The organism is Gluconobacter cadivus, from assembly GCF_015244745.1.
In the GTDB taxonomy this organism is placed as follows: domain Bacteria; phylum Pseudomonadota; class Alphaproteobacteria; order Acetobacterales; family Acetobacteraceae; genus Gluconobacter; species Gluconobacter cadivus.
Map to the genome: position 1 here is coordinate 427,428 of NZ_JABCQI010000002.1, position 16,854 is coordinate 444,281.

General features: G+C 59.0%; 14 protein-coding genes. 2 read left to right on the forward strand and 12 right to left on the reverse strand.

Annotated elements, in window-relative coordinates; all coding sequences use genetic code 11:
* Positions 1-63: 63 nt before the first annotated feature.
* From HKD28_RS04855 to HKD28_RS04910, 12 genes are all read right to left on the reverse strand, one after another.
* The gene (locus HKD28_RS04855) at positions 64-1,464 is read right to left on the reverse strand and encodes a sugar porter family MFS transporter (RefSeq protein WP_194267289.1); all 1,401 of its coding nucleotides are present in this window, start codon (positions 1,462-1,464) and stop codon (positions 64-66) included.
* Positions 1,465-1,572: 108 nt separating this feature from the next.
* A complete protein-coding gene (locus HKD28_RS04860; protein WP_194267290.1) occupies positions 1,573-3,222 on the reverse strand; it encodes an electron transfer flavoprotein-ubiquinone oxidoreductase in 1,650 nt (549 codons plus the stop codon).
* Between the two features lie 43 nt (positions 3,223-3,265).
* Positions 3,266-4,192 carry an electron transfer flavoprotein subunit alpha/FixB family protein gene (locus HKD28_RS04865; RefSeq protein ID WP_194267291.1) on the reverse strand — a complete coding sequence of 309 codons (927 nt, stop codon included), beginning with the start codon at positions 4,190-4,192 and terminating at the stop codon, positions 3,266-3,268.
* Positions 4,192-4,953, reverse strand: coding sequence for an electron transfer flavoprotein subunit beta/FixA family protein (locus HKD28_RS04870; protein ID WP_194267294.1), 762 nt, complete (start codon positions 4,951-4,953; stop codon positions 4,192-4,194). The genes HKD28_RS04865 and HKD28_RS04870 overlap by 1 nt, the downstream gene beginning before the upstream one ends.
* Before the next feature lie 14 nt (positions 4,954-4,967).
* On the reverse strand, positions 4,968-5,825 hold the full coding sequence (locus HKD28_RS04875) for a sugar phosphate isomerase/epimerase family protein (RefSeq protein ID WP_194267295.1): 858 nt from the start codon (positions 5,823-5,825) through the stop codon (positions 4,968-4,970).
* Entirely contained in the window at positions 5,825-6,976 is a 1,152-nt protein-coding gene (locus tag HKD28_RS04880; RefSeq protein WP_194267296.1) for a dihydrodipicolinate synthase family protein, read from the reverse strand. Before HKD28_RS04880 ends, HKD28_RS04875 begins: the two co-directional genes overlap by 1 nt.
* A gap of 8 nt (positions 6,977-6,984) precedes the next feature.
* Positions 6,985-7,752, reverse strand: coding sequence for a 3-ketoacyl-ACP reductase (locus HKD28_RS04885; RefSeq protein ID WP_194267297.1), 768 nt, complete (start codon positions 7,750-7,752; stop codon positions 6,985-6,987).
* Positions 7,749-8,891, reverse strand: coding sequence for an acyl-CoA dehydrogenase family protein (locus HKD28_RS04890; protein WP_194267298.1), 1,143 nt, complete (start codon positions 8,889-8,891; stop codon positions 7,749-7,751). Before HKD28_RS04890 ends, HKD28_RS04885 begins: the two co-directional genes overlap by 4 nt.
* Positions 8,892-9,002: 111 nt before the next feature.
* Positions 9,003-10,262 (reverse strand): glycerate kinase type-2 family protein, encoded by a 1,260-nt coding sequence (locus tag HKD28_RS04895; RefSeq protein ID WP_194267300.1) that lies wholly within the window; start codon positions 10,260-10,262, stop codon positions 9,003-9,005.
* Between the two features lie 40 nt (positions 10,263-10,302).
* Positions 10,303-11,874, reverse strand: coding sequence for an acyl CoA:acetate/3-ketoacid CoA transferase (locus tag HKD28_RS04900; protein ID WP_194267302.1), 1,572 nt, complete (start codon positions 11,872-11,874; stop codon positions 10,303-10,305).
* 118 nt (positions 11,875-11,992) lie between these two features.
* Entirely contained in the window at positions 11,993-13,588 is a 1,596-nt protein-coding gene (locus HKD28_RS04905) for a GMC family oxidoreductase (RefSeq protein ID WP_194267476.1), read from the reverse strand.
* The gene (locus HKD28_RS04910; RefSeq protein WP_194267304.1) at positions 13,588-15,084 is read right to left on the reverse strand and encodes an aldehyde dehydrogenase family protein; all 1,497 of its coding nucleotides are present in this window, start codon (positions 15,082-15,084) and stop codon (positions 13,588-13,590) included. Before HKD28_RS04910 ends, HKD28_RS04905 begins: the two co-directional genes overlap by 1 nt.
* A 336-nt stretch (positions 15,085-15,420) precedes the next feature.
* On the opposite strand from HKD28_RS04910, the gene HKD28_RS04915 reads away from it, so the two are divergent.
* Positions 15,421-16,077, forward strand: a complete 657-nt coding sequence (locus HKD28_RS04915) for a TetR/AcrR family transcriptional regulator (protein WP_194267307.1) — start codon at positions 15,421-15,423, stop codon at positions 16,075-16,077.
* 166 nt (positions 16,078-16,243) lie between these two features.
* Positions 16,244-16,840 carry a TetR/AcrR family transcriptional regulator gene (locus HKD28_RS04920; protein WP_194267309.1) on the forward strand — a complete coding sequence of 199 codons (597 nt, stop codon included), beginning with the start codon at positions 16,244-16,246 and terminating at the stop codon, positions 16,838-16,840.
* The last annotated feature ends 14 nt before the right edge of the window (positions 16,841-16,854 follow it).

Consider the following 16,854-nt stretch of genomic DNA (forward strand, 5'->3'; position numbering starts at 1 on the left):
CCGTCTCCGTTTGGGGGCCCGATGTCAGGGCCTGTTTTTATGTGAGGGAGGAGGAACCTGTGCTTACAGGCCGATGCGGTTGAGGGGTTTGCCCGCCATGAGATTCCGCTCGATCTGCTCAAGCGAGACGCCCCGGGTTTCGGGAACGAACTTCATCGTCACGAAAATAAAGACGAGATTGAGCAGCGCGTAGAGCCAGAAGGTCTGGGCATTTCCCATCGCCGTGAGAAGCGACAGGAATGTAAGACCAACAATCATGTTGGTGCCCCAGTTGGTGAAGGTGGAGCAGGCGATACCGAAGTCTCGCCCCTTGATGGGCTGCACTTCAGAGCACAGGATCCACACCAGAGGCCCGGCGGAAAAGGCAAACCCGACGATGAAGCACAGCAGCATCGCAACGGCTGCGTAACGCGCCAGATCGCTGTCGCCCGTACCGAAATAGAGCAGCATGCCGACCGTAAACATGCCCAGCGCCATCATGACGAAGCCTGCAATCAACATCGGCCGACGGCCCCAGCGATCGACATATCCGATGGCGATAAAGGTGGAGAGCTCATTGACCAGCCCCACGATGACCGTGCCCCAGAGCGCGGCGCTGGTGCCGAAACCCGCCATCTCGAAGATGTGGGGCGCGTAATACATGACCACATTAATGCCGGTGAACTGCTGGATCGCCTGAAGCGCTACGCCCAGATAGACCGCACGGCGGAAATTGGGGTTCTTTTTGAAGAGTGTGTAGCCACCGTCAGACTGAGCAAGCTGCTCGCGGATCTCGACGATTTCGTCACGGGCATGCGCATCATTGCCGCGCAGACCGTGCAGGACGTCAAAGGCCTCGTCGTGCCGTCCACGCAGGACCAGCCAACGCGGGCTGTCCGGCAGGAACAACACGCCAATCAAAAACAGTACGCCCGGAATTCCCACAATTCCGAGCATCCAGCGCCACGACCCGGAATAGGCCAAAAGCGCATCGGAAATGAACGCCACCAGAATGCCGACCGTAATCATGAGTTGATAGACGGAAATCAGGGCGCCACGATGCTGCTGATGCGCGATTTCCGAAATATAGAGCGGTGCCGTAAAGCTTGCGACACCGATCGCCAGACCGAGGACAACACGTCCGCCGATCAGCAGGGCGACGGAAGGTGCCAGAGCGCACAGCGCCGAGCCGGAAATGAAGAGCAGCGCCGAAATGATCAGCAGCTTTTTGCGCCCTAAAACATAGGAGAGCCGACCGCCAAACAGCGCCCCCAGTGCCGCGCCGACCATCATGCCGGAGACGATGCACTCCTTGCCGAAATCATTGACCTGAAACTCGATCCCGATGAATTTCAACGCTCCGGATATAACTCCAAGGTCCAGCCCGAACATCAGACCCGCTACCGCAGCCAGTGTGGCTACGAGGGCACTTCTGCCGTTGAGTGAAACGCGCGGAATGCTTTGTACGACGCCAACGTCACTCATGACCATCTTCCTCTTCTTGATCGTCTTGTATGATCGGAAGAAATACTTCGGCAGGCATGGATTCCGAACCCTGCATGGATGCCGTTACTTTAATCTGAACTGTAAAACTTACATATTCGGGTAATTTGGACCGTCCCCGCCCTGCGGCGGTGTCCAGACGATGTTCTGGGATGGGTCCTTGATGTCGCAGGTCTTGCAGTGCACGCAGTTCTGGAAATTGATCTGAAAGCGCGGCTTCCCCGCGTCTTCGACAATCTCGTAAACCCCGGCCGGGCAGTAGCGCTGTGCAGGTTCGGCATAGACCGGCAGATTTACCGTGATCGGAAGATCAGGATTCCTGAGCTTCAGATGACAGGGCTGGCCTTCATGATGATTGGTGAACGAAAAGGCCACATTGGTTGCGCGGTCGAAGCTGAGCTTTCCATCTGGTTTCGGATAGGCAATGGGCGAAAAATCCGCAGCCTTTCCCGTCGCCGCGGCATCGGTTTTGTGATGGTGCAACGTCCCGAACAAAGGTGCTCCGGTCACGGACGCCGTCCACATATCCAGACCGCCCAGCACAATCCCGCCCACAAGCCCGTATTTTTCCCAGAGTGGCTTGACGTTGCGCACGCGCCTGAGGTCGCGGGCGATTGGTCCCTCCCTCAGGGCTGTTTCATAAGCTCTGAGTTCATCGCCGCTCCGCCCTTTTCGGATTGCCGCATAAGCGGCTTCGGCAGCATGTATCCCTGAATAAATGGCGTTGTGGCTGCCCTTGATGCGCGGAACATTTACAAGCCCCGCCGAGCAGCCCAGCAGCGCACCCCCGGGGAAAACGACTTTCGGGATGGACTGCCATCCCCCTTCCGAAATAGCGCGGGCGCCATACGCAATCCGCTTTCCACCTTCCAGCAGCCCGGCCATCAGCGGGTGATGCTTGAAACGCTGGAATTCCCGGTATGGGTCCAGATAGGGATTTTCGTAGCTCAGATGCACGACGAACCCGACACAGACCTGATTGTTGTCGAGGTGATAGATGAACGCGCCACCACCGGCATTGCGTCCCAGCGGCCACCCCATCGTGTGAACGACCGTGCCGGGTTTGTGCTTTGCGGGGTTCACCTCCCAGATTTCCTTCAGGCCGATCCCGAATTTTTGCGGTTCCCGACCGTCCGACAGGCCGTAACGCTTCATGATTTGAAGCGATAAAGACCCGCGCGCACCTTCGGCGATCAACACATATTTTCCGGCGATGATCATGCCGGGTTCGTAATTTTCTCCCGGCGTACCGTCGGCATTACGACCGAATTCTCCGGCGACCACGCCCCGGATCTCGCCACTGTCGCCATAAACAAGTTCACTGGCCGCCATACCGGGAAAAATCTCGACACCCAGCGCTTCTGCCGTCTCGGCAAGCCAGCGACAGACATTCCCCAGCGACACGATATAATTGCCGTGATTGTTCATGAAGGGCGGCATGAGCCAGTTGGGCAGACGTGTCTGTTCCTTCTCGCCGAGGACGTAAAAACTGTCTGTCTGCACCGGCACGCTGATCGGCGCGTTCATGTTCCGCCATTTCGGTAGCAGAACATCAAGCGCGCAGGGATCAATAATCGCCCCGGAGAGAATGTGCGCGCCAATCTCGGATCCCTTGTCTAGCACGACGACGGACATATTCGGATCAAGCTGCTTGAGACGGATGGCCGCGGACAGGCCTGCCGGGCCGCCACCGACGATGACGACGTCATACTCCATGCTTTCGCGTTCAATGGCCGTCATGAGCGTTCTCCCTGTCCGAAGGTGATGCCGAGGCTGCGCATGGTCAGATCTTTGCCGTCAGTTCGGGCAGGATGGTGAACAGATCCCCGACCAGTCCGTAATCGGCGACCTGAAAGATCGGGGCGTCCTCATCCTTGTTGATCGCCACGATCACGCGGGAATCCTTCATGCCGGCGAGATGCTGGATGGCGCCCGAGATGCCGACCGCAATGTAAAGGTCCGGCGCCACGACCTTGCCGGTCTGGCCGACCTGCCAGTCATTGGGCGCATATCCGGCATCAACTGCCGCACGACTTGCGCCAACGGCGGCGCCCAGCTTGTCCGCAAGGGCAGTAATGGCGTCAAAATTTTCCTTCGATCCGAGACCACGACCACCGGACACGATGCTTTTCGCCGATGTCAGGTCCGGGCGCTCGGAGACGATCGTCTTGTCTTCGACCCACTGCGACAGGCCGGGATCGGCCGGAACGCTGATGATTTCGACAGCAGCACTTCCACCACCCTGAGCGGCCGTGAAGGCCGCCGTGCGGATTGTGAAGACTTTCACCGGATCAGAAGACCGGATCGTCTGGATCGCATTGCCCGCATAAATCGGGCGCTCGAACGTGTCCGCGTCGTGTATGGCGGTCACTTCGGAGAGCACCATAACATCCAGCAGAGCGGCCACGCGCGGCAACACATTCTTGGAAAACGCTGTCGCCCCAGCGGCGATGTGGCTGTAATGCCCCGCCAGCGAAACGATCAGCGCACTTACGGGTTCGGCAAGCCCGTGCGCCAGAGACGCATCGTCCGCCAGAAGAACCTTCGACACACCCGCCAGCTTCGCCGCTTCATCGGCGGCTGCCGCACAGTTCTCTCCCGTGACGAGAACATGCACGTCACCCAGCGTGGCAACTGCCGTCAGGGCCTTGGCCACCGTATTCGTCCAAAGGCGACCCTCGGTGACTTCGGCAAGTAGCAGAACGGACATCACAGGACTCCTGCTTCATTTTTGAGTTTCGACACCAGTTCATCGACGGAGCCGACTTTCACACCCGCCTGACGCTGCGGCGGCTCGACCGTCTTCAGAACCGTCAGACGCGGGCGCACCTCGACGCCCAGCGTGTCGAGCGACAGCTCTTCAAGCGGCTTTTTCTTCGCCTTCATGATGTTGGGCAGCGCGACGTAGCGGGGTTCGTTGAGACGCAGATCCGTCGTCACTACCGCGGGGAGTTTCAGCCGCAGGGTCTGAAGACCGCCATCGACTTCACGCGTCACCACGGCGGACCCGTCCTCGACCGTCAGGGCCGAAGCAAACGTGCCCTGTCCCCAGCCCAGCAGGGCGGCGAGCATCTGGCCGGTCGCGTTCATGTCGTTGTCGATCGCCTGCTTGCCCGCGATCACCAGACCCGGCTTTTCGTTTGCGACGACCTTACTCAGGATTTGCGCCACCGAGAGCGGCTCCAGGTCCACGTTCACGTCATCGGTTGCTGTGACAAGAATGGCGCGGTCCGCACCCATCGCGAGGGCGGTTCGTAGTGTGTCCTTCGCCTGCGCGACGCCGATGGAGACGACGACCACTTCGGCCGCAACCCCTTTTTCCTTGAGACGAATGGCCTCTTCGACCGCGATTTCGTCAAAGGGGTTCATGGACATCTTGACGTTCGCCAGATCGACGCCAGACCCGTCCGGACGGACGCGGATACGGACGTTATAGTCGACGACCCGTTTCACGGGGACGAGGATCTTCATGATACTCTCCGTTCTCAGCAGATATCGCGGAAGCGCTGTATCATCACATCCAGCACTTCGGCCGGATCGCGCTTCCACCAGTTGTTTGCAGAAAAAATCTCGACTTCGCAGAACCCGGCGTAACTCGCGCGCTCCACACTTGCGCGCAGGGCTTTCAGATCCGCCACGCCGTCCCCCATCATCCCGCGATCCAGAAGAAAATCCGTCGTCGGCACGAGCCAGTCACACAGATGGAACCCCATGATGCGTGTCCCGGCCCGTTCGAGCTGACGCGGCAGGTCGGTGTCCCACCAGACGTGATAGACATCGACCGCCACCCCGAGCGTCTCGGAGTTGAGGACATCGCAGATATCGAGCGCATCGCGGACAGTCGGCAGGCAGGAGCGATCGCCGCCATACATCGGATGCAATGGCTCCAGCGCCAGCTTCACCCCCCGGTCAGCCGCGTAATCCAGCACCGCGGACAGGCGATCCGTGACGATGCCGAGGCTCTCCCGGACGCCCTTGGTGCCGGGCTCGACGCCTCCCACCACGATCGTCAGGATTTCCCCTCCCAGCTCCGCCGTTTCGTCGATCGACCGACGGAAATCATCCACGACCCCCTGCCGCCCCTGTGGCGCCAGAGGCCCCACGAGAAACGGCGAACGGCACAGCCCCACGACTTTCACCCCGGCCTGCCGGGCGTGCTGCCCGATGGCCGAAGCCCGGCCCTGAAGTTCCGGACGCCAGAAGACGATGCCGCCGATGCCACGCTCGGCGCAGGCATCGATCGTCCGTTCAGCGGACCATCCTGCCCCCGCGCCCGGGACGTTGTGACCGAGGGTCGCGGTGTTCAGGGCCAGCGCGGAATGATCGTGGGTGAAGTCGCGCATCAGTCGGCTCCATAGAGCGACAGAAGCGACTTCATGCGGCGGACGGCCAGTTCCGGATGCCGGAGCAGTCCACAACCATCCGCCAACCGGAAGATGTCTGTAAAATACGGCAGCGGCCGCATGGCCTGCGCGCCTCCCAGCATGACGAAATGATCCTGGAAACCGTTCAGCCAGGCCAGGAACACGACGCCCGTTTTGTAGTACTGAGTCGGAGCCTTGAAGATCACCCGGGCCAGCGGAACCGTGGGGTCCAGCGCCGCGCGGAAAGCGGCCTTGTCACCCTCACCGAGTTTGCTCACCGCATAGGCGGCCAGCGGTGCCAGCGGATCGAACACGCCCAGAAGCGCATGGCTGTAGCCCTGCTCGTCGCCTTCGATCAGTTCGGGGTAATTGAAGTCGTCCCCGGTATACATCTTCACGCCTGCCGGAAGCAGACGGCGCATCCGGATTTCCTTGTCCTTGTCCAGAAGGGAGATCTTGATGCCGTCCACCTTGGCGACGTTCTGACCGATCATCTCCAGCACGGTTTGCAGCGCCTCATCGAAGCTGTCCGTGCCCCAGTATCCGGCGAGGGCGGGATCGAACGCTTCACCCAGCCAGTGCAGGACGACCGGTTCGTCGCAGGCGGAGAGTGCTTCGCGATACACGCGCAGATAATCCGCCGGTCCTTTCGCGACCCGGACCAGAGCCCGGCTCGCCATCAGGATAATCCGGCCACCGACAGCCTGAATAGCTTCGACCTGTTCCAGATAGGCGCGGATAACCGCATCCACATCCCGCACGCTCGCGGGATCCAGATGGTCGGTGCCGCAGCCATTGACGACATCGGCATCCGGCAGTTCGGCTTTCGTGCGGCGGATCAGTTCCAGCGCCATGGGCCAGTCCAGCCCCATGCCACGCTGGGCCGTGTCCATCGCTTCGGCGATGCCGAGCCCAAGATCCACAAGGTGACGGCGAAACGCCATCGTCCCGTCCCAGTCTATGGCCCCGGGCCCGGACGGCGCGCTGCCCGTATAGGGGTTGGCGACGACATGCGCCGCCGAATAGACGATGCGGGCCGGATTGCGCCCCAGCACGCCTGTTGGCGCGGGGGTTCCGATCAGGTGATAGTCCGTCTTCCGGCCGGTTTCATCGGGAAGAATGATTTTCATGACCGCTCTCAGAAACGCGGCACAAGCATTCCGGCATCAGCCGAAATCACCTGGCCTGTGGTGTAGGGAAGTCCGCCCGAAGCGAGGGTTGCGATGATGCCGCCCATGTCTTCTGGCTCGCCGATACGCGGCAGCAGGGTCAGACCGTCTTCCGCTCTCTGGCGGTACTGGCCGATCACGGCGGCGGTCATGTCTGTCGCGATCAGGCCGGGCTGGACGTCATAGACCGCGATGTTTTCCGGACCCAGCCGCACGGCCAGAGCCTTGGACACCATCGCCGCCGCTGCTTTGGACGCGCAGTACTCCGACCGCTGGACGGCAACCGCCGTGGCGTTGGACGACGTGACATTCACGATGGAATGAAACACGCCGTCGGGACGCGACCGTGACAGGAGCAGCTTTGCAAAAGCCTGCGAGAGAAAGAACAGCGCCTTCGTGTTCACCGTCAGGCACCGGTCCCAGCTCGCTTCGCTCACATCCAGCAGGTCTCCTCGCTGAAGGACGCCTACGCCCGCGTTGTTGACGAGCGTTGTCAGCGGCCCGAGTTCTGCTTCGACCTGCGCCAGTTTTTCCGCATGCACGGCGAGATCCGTGATGTCGAACGGGAGCGCCATGACGGACGCTCCGGTTTCAGACAGACGGCTGACAGCCGAGCGCAGTTCCTCGTCATCGAACGGTCCGTTGACCGCCAGAGCGAAGCCCCGTTTCGCCAGCGCCTGTGCCGTTGCGAAACCGATGCCCCGTGAGGAACCGGTAACGAGGGCGACCTGTCTCATGCCCGTGCGCCTTTACGCAGGAGCTCACGGGCGATGATCATGCGCTGGATCTGGTTGGTGCCTTCATAGATTTGGGTGATCTTGGCATCGCGGTACAGACGCTCGACCTCGAAGCCACGGATATAGCCCGAACCACCGAAGACCTGGACGGCATCGGCGGTACGCGCCACCGCCATGTCTCCGGCAAAGCACTTGGCCATGGAGCAGGAGCGCGTGGCGTCCTGTCCGCGATCGATCTTCGTCGCAGCGGAGTGAACCAGAAGCCGCGCGGCCTCGATGTCCTTGGCCATGTCGGCCAGCAGCCACTGCACGCCCTGAAATTCCGAGATATGCTTGCCGAACTGCTTGCGGGTGCCAGCGTAATCGACAGCCGCTTCGAGACCAGCCTGCGCGATGCCGACCGCCAGAGCCGCGATACCGACGCGCCCCTTGTCGAGCACGCTCATCATCATATGGAAGCCACGGTTCATCTCGCCCAGCAGCGCGTCGCTTCCGAGGCGCACGTCCGAGAAGTCGAGTGCGCCGACCTGGCTCGCGCGCTGGCCCATCTTGTGTTCCTTGGGACCGCGCTCAACGCCCTTGGCATGCAGGTCCACGATGAAAATGGACATGCCCCGATTGCCCGCGTCCTTGTCCGTGCGAGCCAGAACAAAGCCCGTATCGGCGACCGGCGCGTTGTGGATCCAGATCTTGCCGCCATTAAGGACCCAGCCGTCACCGTCACGCACGGCCGTCGTGCGGATACCGGAGACATCCGTCCCGGCCTCGGGTTCCGTGATGCAGTAGGCGACCTTGCGTTTCAGGGAGAGGATATCGGGCAGCATTTTCTGCTGCTCCGGCGTTCCGTGACGCACCAGAAGCGTGGAGATCAGTTCCACCAGACCGCACTGATCCGCCACGCTGGCGTAACCACGGGACAGTTCTTCCATCACGACCGCGTAAGTCAGCGTGTCGAAGCCCGGTCCGCCCAGTTCCTCGGGCACCGCGATGCCGAACAGGCCCAGCTTGCCCATTTCCTCGTAAATTTCCGCCGGGAAGCGCTCCTCACGGTCCAGCGCCTCGGCGGCGGGACGGATGACGTTATCCACGAAAGACCGTGTCGTTTCGCGGACTTCTTCCTGCATTTCGTTCAGAAACATTGCCGACTCCACATGGGTAACTAACTAGATGGTTACTATTGAAAACTGTTAAAGACTACGGCTTTCGCCACACGCACCGATCAATCATTATTGAAGCTTTTCGGGCCGGTCCTAGCGAACCAGAACGGCCCGGAAATCATTGACGTTTGTGCCGGTTGGACCCGGAACAAACAGGTCTCCCAGCGCCTCGAACGCGGTATAGGCGTCGTTCTCCATCAGAAGATCCATAGGGTTGAACCCCCTCTCCCTCAGGCGCTCCATGCTGACACCATCAGCGAAGGCCCCGGCATTGTCTTCCGAACCGTCAATACCATCGGTATCCGCCGCGAGAGCCGCAAACGGCAGGCCCTCCGCCGCCAGCGCAAAAGCCAGAAGGAATTCGGTATTGCGCCCGCCCCGCCCTTTTCCGCGGATCGTCACCGTGGTTTCGCCGCCTGACAGGATCACGACCGGTCGGCGGAAAGGGCGCTTCCTGAGGATGATTTCCCGCACCAGTGCAGCATGAACCTTGCCGACATCCCGGGCTTCACCCTCGATCGCATCGGACAGGATCACAGGGTAGATCCCTGCCTGCCGCACCTTGTCGGCCGCCGCTTCCAGAGACAGATGCGCCGAGGCGATGACGCGAACCTCGTTCCCGCTGAACACCGGATCGGTTGCCAGAGGGGCGCGACCCTCGTCTCCATCCAGCCAGGACTGGATCTTTGCCGGGAGCCGCAGTTTCCACGTCTTTGCCAGAATACGGGCCTCCTCGCGTGTGCCCAGATCCGGAACCGTAGGGCCTGAGGCCACCTGCGCCGGATCGTCGAAAGGGACATCCGACACGACCAGAGACACAACCTTTGCCGGAGCCGCAGCGGCCGCAAGACGGCCGCCCTTGATGCCCGACACCTGCTTGCGGATACTGTTCATGACTGAAATCGGCGCACCGGATGCGAGCAGGACACGGTTGAGTTCGGCCTCGTCCGCAAGTGTCATGCCCGGCGGCGGCGACGGCAGAAGAGCAGAACCGCCCCCACAGATGAGCGCCACGACGAGATCATCCGGCCCCAGTCCCTTCACCGTTTCGAAAAGCACCTCCGTGGCCTTCAGACCCGCTTCGTCCGGTACCGGATGCGAGGCCTCCAGAACCTTGATGAACTGCGTTGGGCAGACATTGCCATAACGCGTGACCACGGCCCCGCTGAGTGGTCCTTTCCAGACGCGCTCGAAAGCCGCTGCCAATTGGGCCGCGCCTTTTCCTGCGCCGACGACAACCGTCCGGCCCTTGGGGGGGGCGGGAAGATGCGCTGCCAGGATCTGCTCCGGCTCTGCCGCGGCAACGGCAGCGTCGAAGAGTTCTGTCAGAAACATACGGTCCTGAAGCATCATGGTCAGTTCCTGTCTGGCTGGCTGGCGCGAGGGAGGACGGTCACAGGGTCAAACCCATGGGTTCATCCCGGAACAGGGCCGCATTCATGTATTTCAGATCTGGCGAAACCTCGAGATGAGCCGTCGCCTGACCCAGAATGTCCCGCTGCAAGTCGATCCCCGGCGCGATTTCAGTGACCGTCAGCTTGCCATCGAGCAGCCTCAGGACGCAACGCTCCGTCACATAAGTGATCTCCTGTCCGGTCTCGGCGGCACGGCGACCGGAGAAACTGACCTGAGACACTTCCGGCACGATTTTCGCGATCTTGCCTTCCCTGTCGATCACCAGACGTCCGTCTTCGATATGCATCTTTGCCCCGGCATTGAAATTGCCCGAGAAAATGATCCGTTTGGCGCGCGCCGTGATGTCAACGAAGCCGCCAGCTCCGGCCGTGCGATGCGGTGTGGCCGCCAGACGGCTGACATTCACCGAACCATTCTGTCCGATTTCAAGGAAGGACAGCAGGGAACAGTCGAAGCCACCCGCCTGAAAATAGGAGAACTGATGGGGTGAGGCGACGAAGGCTTCGGCATTGCTGGCGCAGCCGAACTTGAAGTCCAGCAGGGGGATGCCGCCTACGGCCCCCTGTTCGATCACCCACGTCACCGCGCCATGCCGCCCTTCTTCCAGAAGGATACGCGGAACATTGGCGGAAATACCAAAACCGATATTGACCGCCCAATCCTGTTTCAGTTCCTGCGCCACACGACGGGCCATGACTTTGGATGGTCCGAAATTCGGAATTTCGAACGTGGACAACGGACGGAAAATCTCGCCTGAAATGGCAGGATCATAGGCTGTTGCGGTTGTCTGAAGCTGCTCCGGCGCTTCGACGATCACGTCCACCAGAATACCCGGAACCTTGACGTCATGCGGCTTGAGCGTGCCCTGCGCAGCGACACGGCGGACCTGCGCGATCACCAGACCGCCATTGTTATGCGCCGCCAGGGCCATTTCCATGGCACCCAGCGTGGCGCCTTCCTGCTCGAATGTCAGATTGCCGTTCTCATCCGCCGTCGACGCCCGGATGATCGCCACGTCCGGACGAAGTGCCGGGAAATAGAGCCAGTCTTCGCCCTCGAAATCCATGTGACGGACCAGCGGGTTCTGACGGGCCGTCTCGTTCATCGCGCAGCCGTCGCGCTTGGGGTCCGCGAAGGTATCGAGGCCGACCTTGGTCAGCACGCCGGGGCGCTTCGCCGCACCCTCCCGCAACATGTCAAACACAATACCGGACGGCACATTATAGGCGGCCAGATCCTCTGCCTGAATCCGCTGCCAGATCAGCGGCGGTTCGGCATTGCTTGGGCCCGAGGGATAGGAGCCGCCAATGATTTTCGTGATCATGCCGGGACGGGCGAGATGGTCCACGCCCCTGGTCCCGAACATGTCTCCTGCGGCAATTGGATGGACGGTCGTCAGTTTCGCGGGGGATTTGGTGGCTTCGAAACGTTGTCCAAGGGCTTCGAGAACCGCATCGGGACACAAAAGTCCCGAGGACGAATTGACGGCAACCATGGCTCCGTCCCTGATGAGGCTCACGGCCTCGGTCGCTGTCCTGACTTTCGTCATGTTCCAATACCTTAGTATCTAACCAGTTGGTTACTATAAATTTCAACGAAAGAGTCCGGCATGACTGCGCGGCTTCTCCGTTATCCCGTAGTTTCAGAAGGTGCGGGCAGATCCCGGTTCAGGCATTCCCCTGAATGAAATCTGCCGCGCGCTCCCCGATCATGATCGTTGCGGCATTCGTATTTGACCCCAGCAGCGAGGGCATGACCGAACTGTCGCAGATCCTGATGCCCTCAAGACCATGAACCTTCAGGCGCGGATCGACGACGGACATCTCATCCCGCCCCATCTTGCAGGTGCATGTCGGGTGATAGGACGTCCGGCCATGTTCCCGCGCATAGTCACGATACATCTGCATCGTCGGCTGTTTACCGCTAAAGAAGCAGGTTTTTCTGATGTGCTTCTGCAAGGAGGGCTGGGAGAACATCTCATAACTCAGCCGAACGCCTTCCGCAGAGGTTTCCAGATCGGCGGGATCGCCCAGAAAATTGGGATCGACCAGTGGGTTAAGCCTCGGGTCCGCCGAGCGAAGCCGGACAGTTCCGCGCGACTTCGGCCGCAGCACATAGCTGTTGAGCGTAATACCGGACGTTCCTTTGGGAACGGACGTCACTCCGGCTTCTGCCCCGGCACCGGCGAGAAAATGGAACTGCAAATCAGGCACATCCGAAGACGGGTTCGAATACCAGAAGGCCCCCCCTTCAACCACGTTGGACGCAACAGGGCCGGAGTTGAACATCGTGTATTCAAGACCTGCCCAGAGCATCCAGTGCAGTTTGCGGTATTTGTCGAAGCTCTCATCCGTTTTGAGTTCCGCCACGATATCCACGCCGAAATGGTCCTGTAGGTTCTCGCCCACGCCCGGCAGATCCTGCACGACCGAAATTCCTTTGTCCCGCAGATGTGCGGCAGGGCCGACGCCTGACAACATCATCAGCTTCGGCGTGCCTATGGCACCCGCGGTCACAACGATTTCCTGCGTGGCCTCGGCTGTTTCAAGGGTGCCGTTGGCAATGTACTGCACACCCTTGGCGCGTGTGCCGTCGAACACGATCTTCAGAACCAGTGCCCGCGTTACAACCGTCAGGTTTTTGCGCCCCAGAGCCGGACGCAGATACCCCACGGCCGTGGAACAGCGCCGGTTGTTCCGGATGGTCATCTGGTAGATGCCAGCCCCTGCCTGTGACGCACCATTGAAGTCAGGATTGTAAGGCAGCCCCATTTCCTGACAGCTCTGCACGAACGCGCGGCTGGTCGGGTTTGGATCTGCGAGATTGGAAACGCCCAGCGGTCCGTTCGTGCCGTGCCAGTCCCCTGCAAAAATTGCGTTTCCTTCGGAACGGATGAAGTATTTCTGGATGTCCCGAAAGCTCCAGCCATCTGCGCCTTCCGCAGCCCAACGGTCGAAATCGGACGGATGACCGCGCGTGAAAACTTCCGCGTTGATGGACGAACCACCGCCCAGAACCCGTCCCTGCACATAAGGGATCTGACGGTTGTTCGCGTTCTTTTGCGGTTCCGTCAGAAGGTCCCAGGTGTGCGGGCCCGTGGTCATTTTCGCGAAGCCGACCGGCATGTGGATCAGTGGATGCGTATCCCGCCGCCCCGCCTCAATGAGGCAGACACGGACGGACGGATTTTCGGAAAGGCGGGCTGCGAGAACACAGCCAGCCGAACCGCCACCGACAACGATGTAATCAAAGCCGCGCGTCATCATGAAATCCAGTGCGAACGTTTGCCCGTCTCGATATGGACAGACTTGATCTGCGTGTATTCCTCGACGCCATACAGGCCAGATTCACGCCCCCATCCAGACTGCTTGAAACCACCCAGAGGCGTTTCCGGACCACCGCTCATGATGGTATTGACCCAGAAACGGCCCGCACGCACGCGACGGGTTACGGCCAGTGCCTTGTTGATATCCTTGCTCCAGACCGATGCGGCGAGGCCGTAGACCGTGTCGTTGGCAATCGCAATCGCCTCATCGACGGTATCGAAATGGAAGGATGCCAGAACCGGGCCGAAGATTTCGTCACGCGCGATGCCCATGGACGGCTTCACATCCGTAAACAGCGTGGGCTGAATATACTGCCCCTTGCCGAAATCTACGGCCCCGCCACCGCAAAGCAGTTTGGCGCCCTCTGCCTTGCCTTTCGCGATATAGTCCAGAATGGTTTTGTTCTGAGCTTCCGTCGTGATGGCGCCGATCTGCGTTTCGGGATCAAACGGGTCACCAACGCGGATCTTTTCCATTTTTGCCACAACCAGACGTTCGAACTTCTCAGCGATGGACCGCTCAACAATCAGACGGCTTGAAGAAACGCAGCACTGCCCGGTGTTGAAGCTGATCCCGAATGCCACCGCGTCAGCCGCGTCTTCGAGGTCACTGTCAGCAAACACCACAATGGGGTTTTTGCCGCCTAGTTCGAGGCCGAGTTTCTTGAGGTTACTGTCGGCCGCCGCATGGATGCAGGACTTGCCAACCCCCGTGGAACCAGTGAAGGACAGCATGTCGATATCCTGATGCTCGGTCATGGCCTGACCAACCGTGCGTCCTGTTCCTGTCACCACATTAAACACACCCTTTGGCAGGCCCGCATCCGCAAGAACCTCTGCCAGAAGCAGCGTCGTGGCACTGGTCACCTCGGCGGGCTTGACGACAAGAGTGCAGCCGGACGCGAGAATAAACGGTGCGCGCTCACACAGGATCATGAACGGAAAGTTCCACGGCGTGATTAGCCCGACAACACCGATGGGCTCACGCAGGACCATGCCGAACAGTCCCTCACCCAGATTGTTGAACGTATCGCCATGCAGCAGACGCGCAGCACCCGCGGCCATTTCAAAACAGGCGATACAATGGTCGATCTCACCCTTGGCCTGGCTAATGGGTTTTCCGTTTTCAAGAACTTCCCAATAAGCAATGTCATCCCGGCGCTCACGCAGCAGGCCCGCAACCTTCAGAAGAACCGCAGCGCGCTCCGAAGATGGAAGCCCCGACCAGCTTCCATTTTCGAAGGCGTGACGTGCAGCGGCCACAGCATCATCAAGATCTTCACGCGTGCATCGTGGAATGCGGGTAACGGGAACATTATGTGCGGGCGAAGAGCGGTCGAAGAATTCCTTACCTGCGCGCCATTCTCCATCAACAAAGAATCCGAATGTACGAGGCTTTGACGGTAAAGAAATATTCTTTGCAACAACATTCATGAGACTTATTCCTGCCGACTTTGGAGCTGTCATTCCTTTTTCCAAGGTGCAGCCCGGTTTTTACTGTTCTGAAGTGGATGATCCGGGAAATATCGAAACGTATAATTTCCGTTCTCGGATGCTCCTCGCTTTCATTTGACCGGAGACGCTCAGGCTCCAACTTCCCAACGCATAACGCACCGTTTAGTTACTTACACATATCTCAGGGGTGTACCACCATGAAATCACGTTACGTTGATATTTTTATTCATTTTATATGTGATTTTAGGCGCTACTTTTCTTTTGGGACAGATTCCCTCAAAAAGAACGTCCATATTGAGTGCGGAACAGGCCCTGATGCCCCTTGAGAAAAGCAGATTGTCCCAGGCGACGAAAAAACGTGTCAGGGACGCGGACGCCACAAAATTGCGCATTCTCGAAGCCGCCAAAAAGGAATTTTCAAAGAATGGTCTTGAAGGCGCACGGGTCGATGCCATCGCCCTGGATGCCAAAGCCAATAAGAGAATGCTCTACCATTATTTCGAAAGTAAGGACGGTCTCTTCAGAACGGTACTGGAACGGGAATATCTCAAAATCCGCGCTGAAGAGAATTTGCTGGATCTGGAGAACCTCCCTCCAAGAACCGCTCTTGAGACGCTCGTCCGCTTCACATGGGAATATTACATTGCAAATCCCGAGTTCATCACGCTCGTGAACAGTGAAAACCTTTGCAAGGCCGCCCATATCAAAAATTCGGCTACCTTGAAAACGATCAGCCAGAAATTCGTTCGCCGTATCCAAACGCTTCTGGATCGGGGGGTTCGGGAAAATGTTTTCCGTGACGGCATTGACGCAGCACAGTTAAACATCACCATTGCCTCAATAAATTACTATTATTTTACCAACAGATTTACCGGATCGGTCATATTTGAACGCGACTTTACAGCGCCAGAAGCGCTTGAAGAGAGAATTTATTTTAATATTGAAACCATATGCCGCCTCGTATGTAAGTAATTATAAAATATACCCTCTCTGTCGTGTGGTCAGTTGGTTCAGTATGATTTTTTGGGGGGCGGGCTGTCTGCCGATATCAGGCCAGATTTCGGCTGAAATTATTCTGTCTTCCCGAAACCCCGTAGAAGATATTGACCCGTCCGACGACCAGACGCATGAATGACAGATGACCGTTTCAACCAAACAGATGCTTGCCAGACGCACCATTGTGGATGCGGCCCGCCCCCTGATCGGAAGTCAGGGTTTTTCGGCGGTTGGTATTTCTCAGATCATTGAGATCGCCGGGATTCCAAAAGGCTCTTTTTATCATTATTTCGAGTCCAAAGAGGCGTTTGGCGAAGAGCTTCTCCATCTTTATATCTCGGATTATCTGGCCAAGATGGACGTCATGTTCGGTGCCTCCCAGAAAAATGGCCGGGAAAAAATTCTCGCCTACTGCCAGTTCTGGTGGGAAACACACGTCGATGGAAAAACAGGCGACAAATGTCTGATCGTTAAGCTGGGAGCCGAGGTTTCCGATCTTTCCGAGCGCATGCGGCATATCCTCAAAAAAGGAACGGAACAGGCTGTCGAGCGCATTACGGCGATCATTCGGGCAGGCCAGGAGGATGGGTCCATCCAGTCCGCCATGAATTCCTATATCCTCGCACAAGCACTTTATCAGCAATGGCTTGGCGCAACCCTGATGGTCAAAATCACGAGGGACTCACATCCATTTGATAATGCATGGGTAGCGACGAAGAGCTTTCTCGATCATACCTGAAGCCAGCAGCGAGG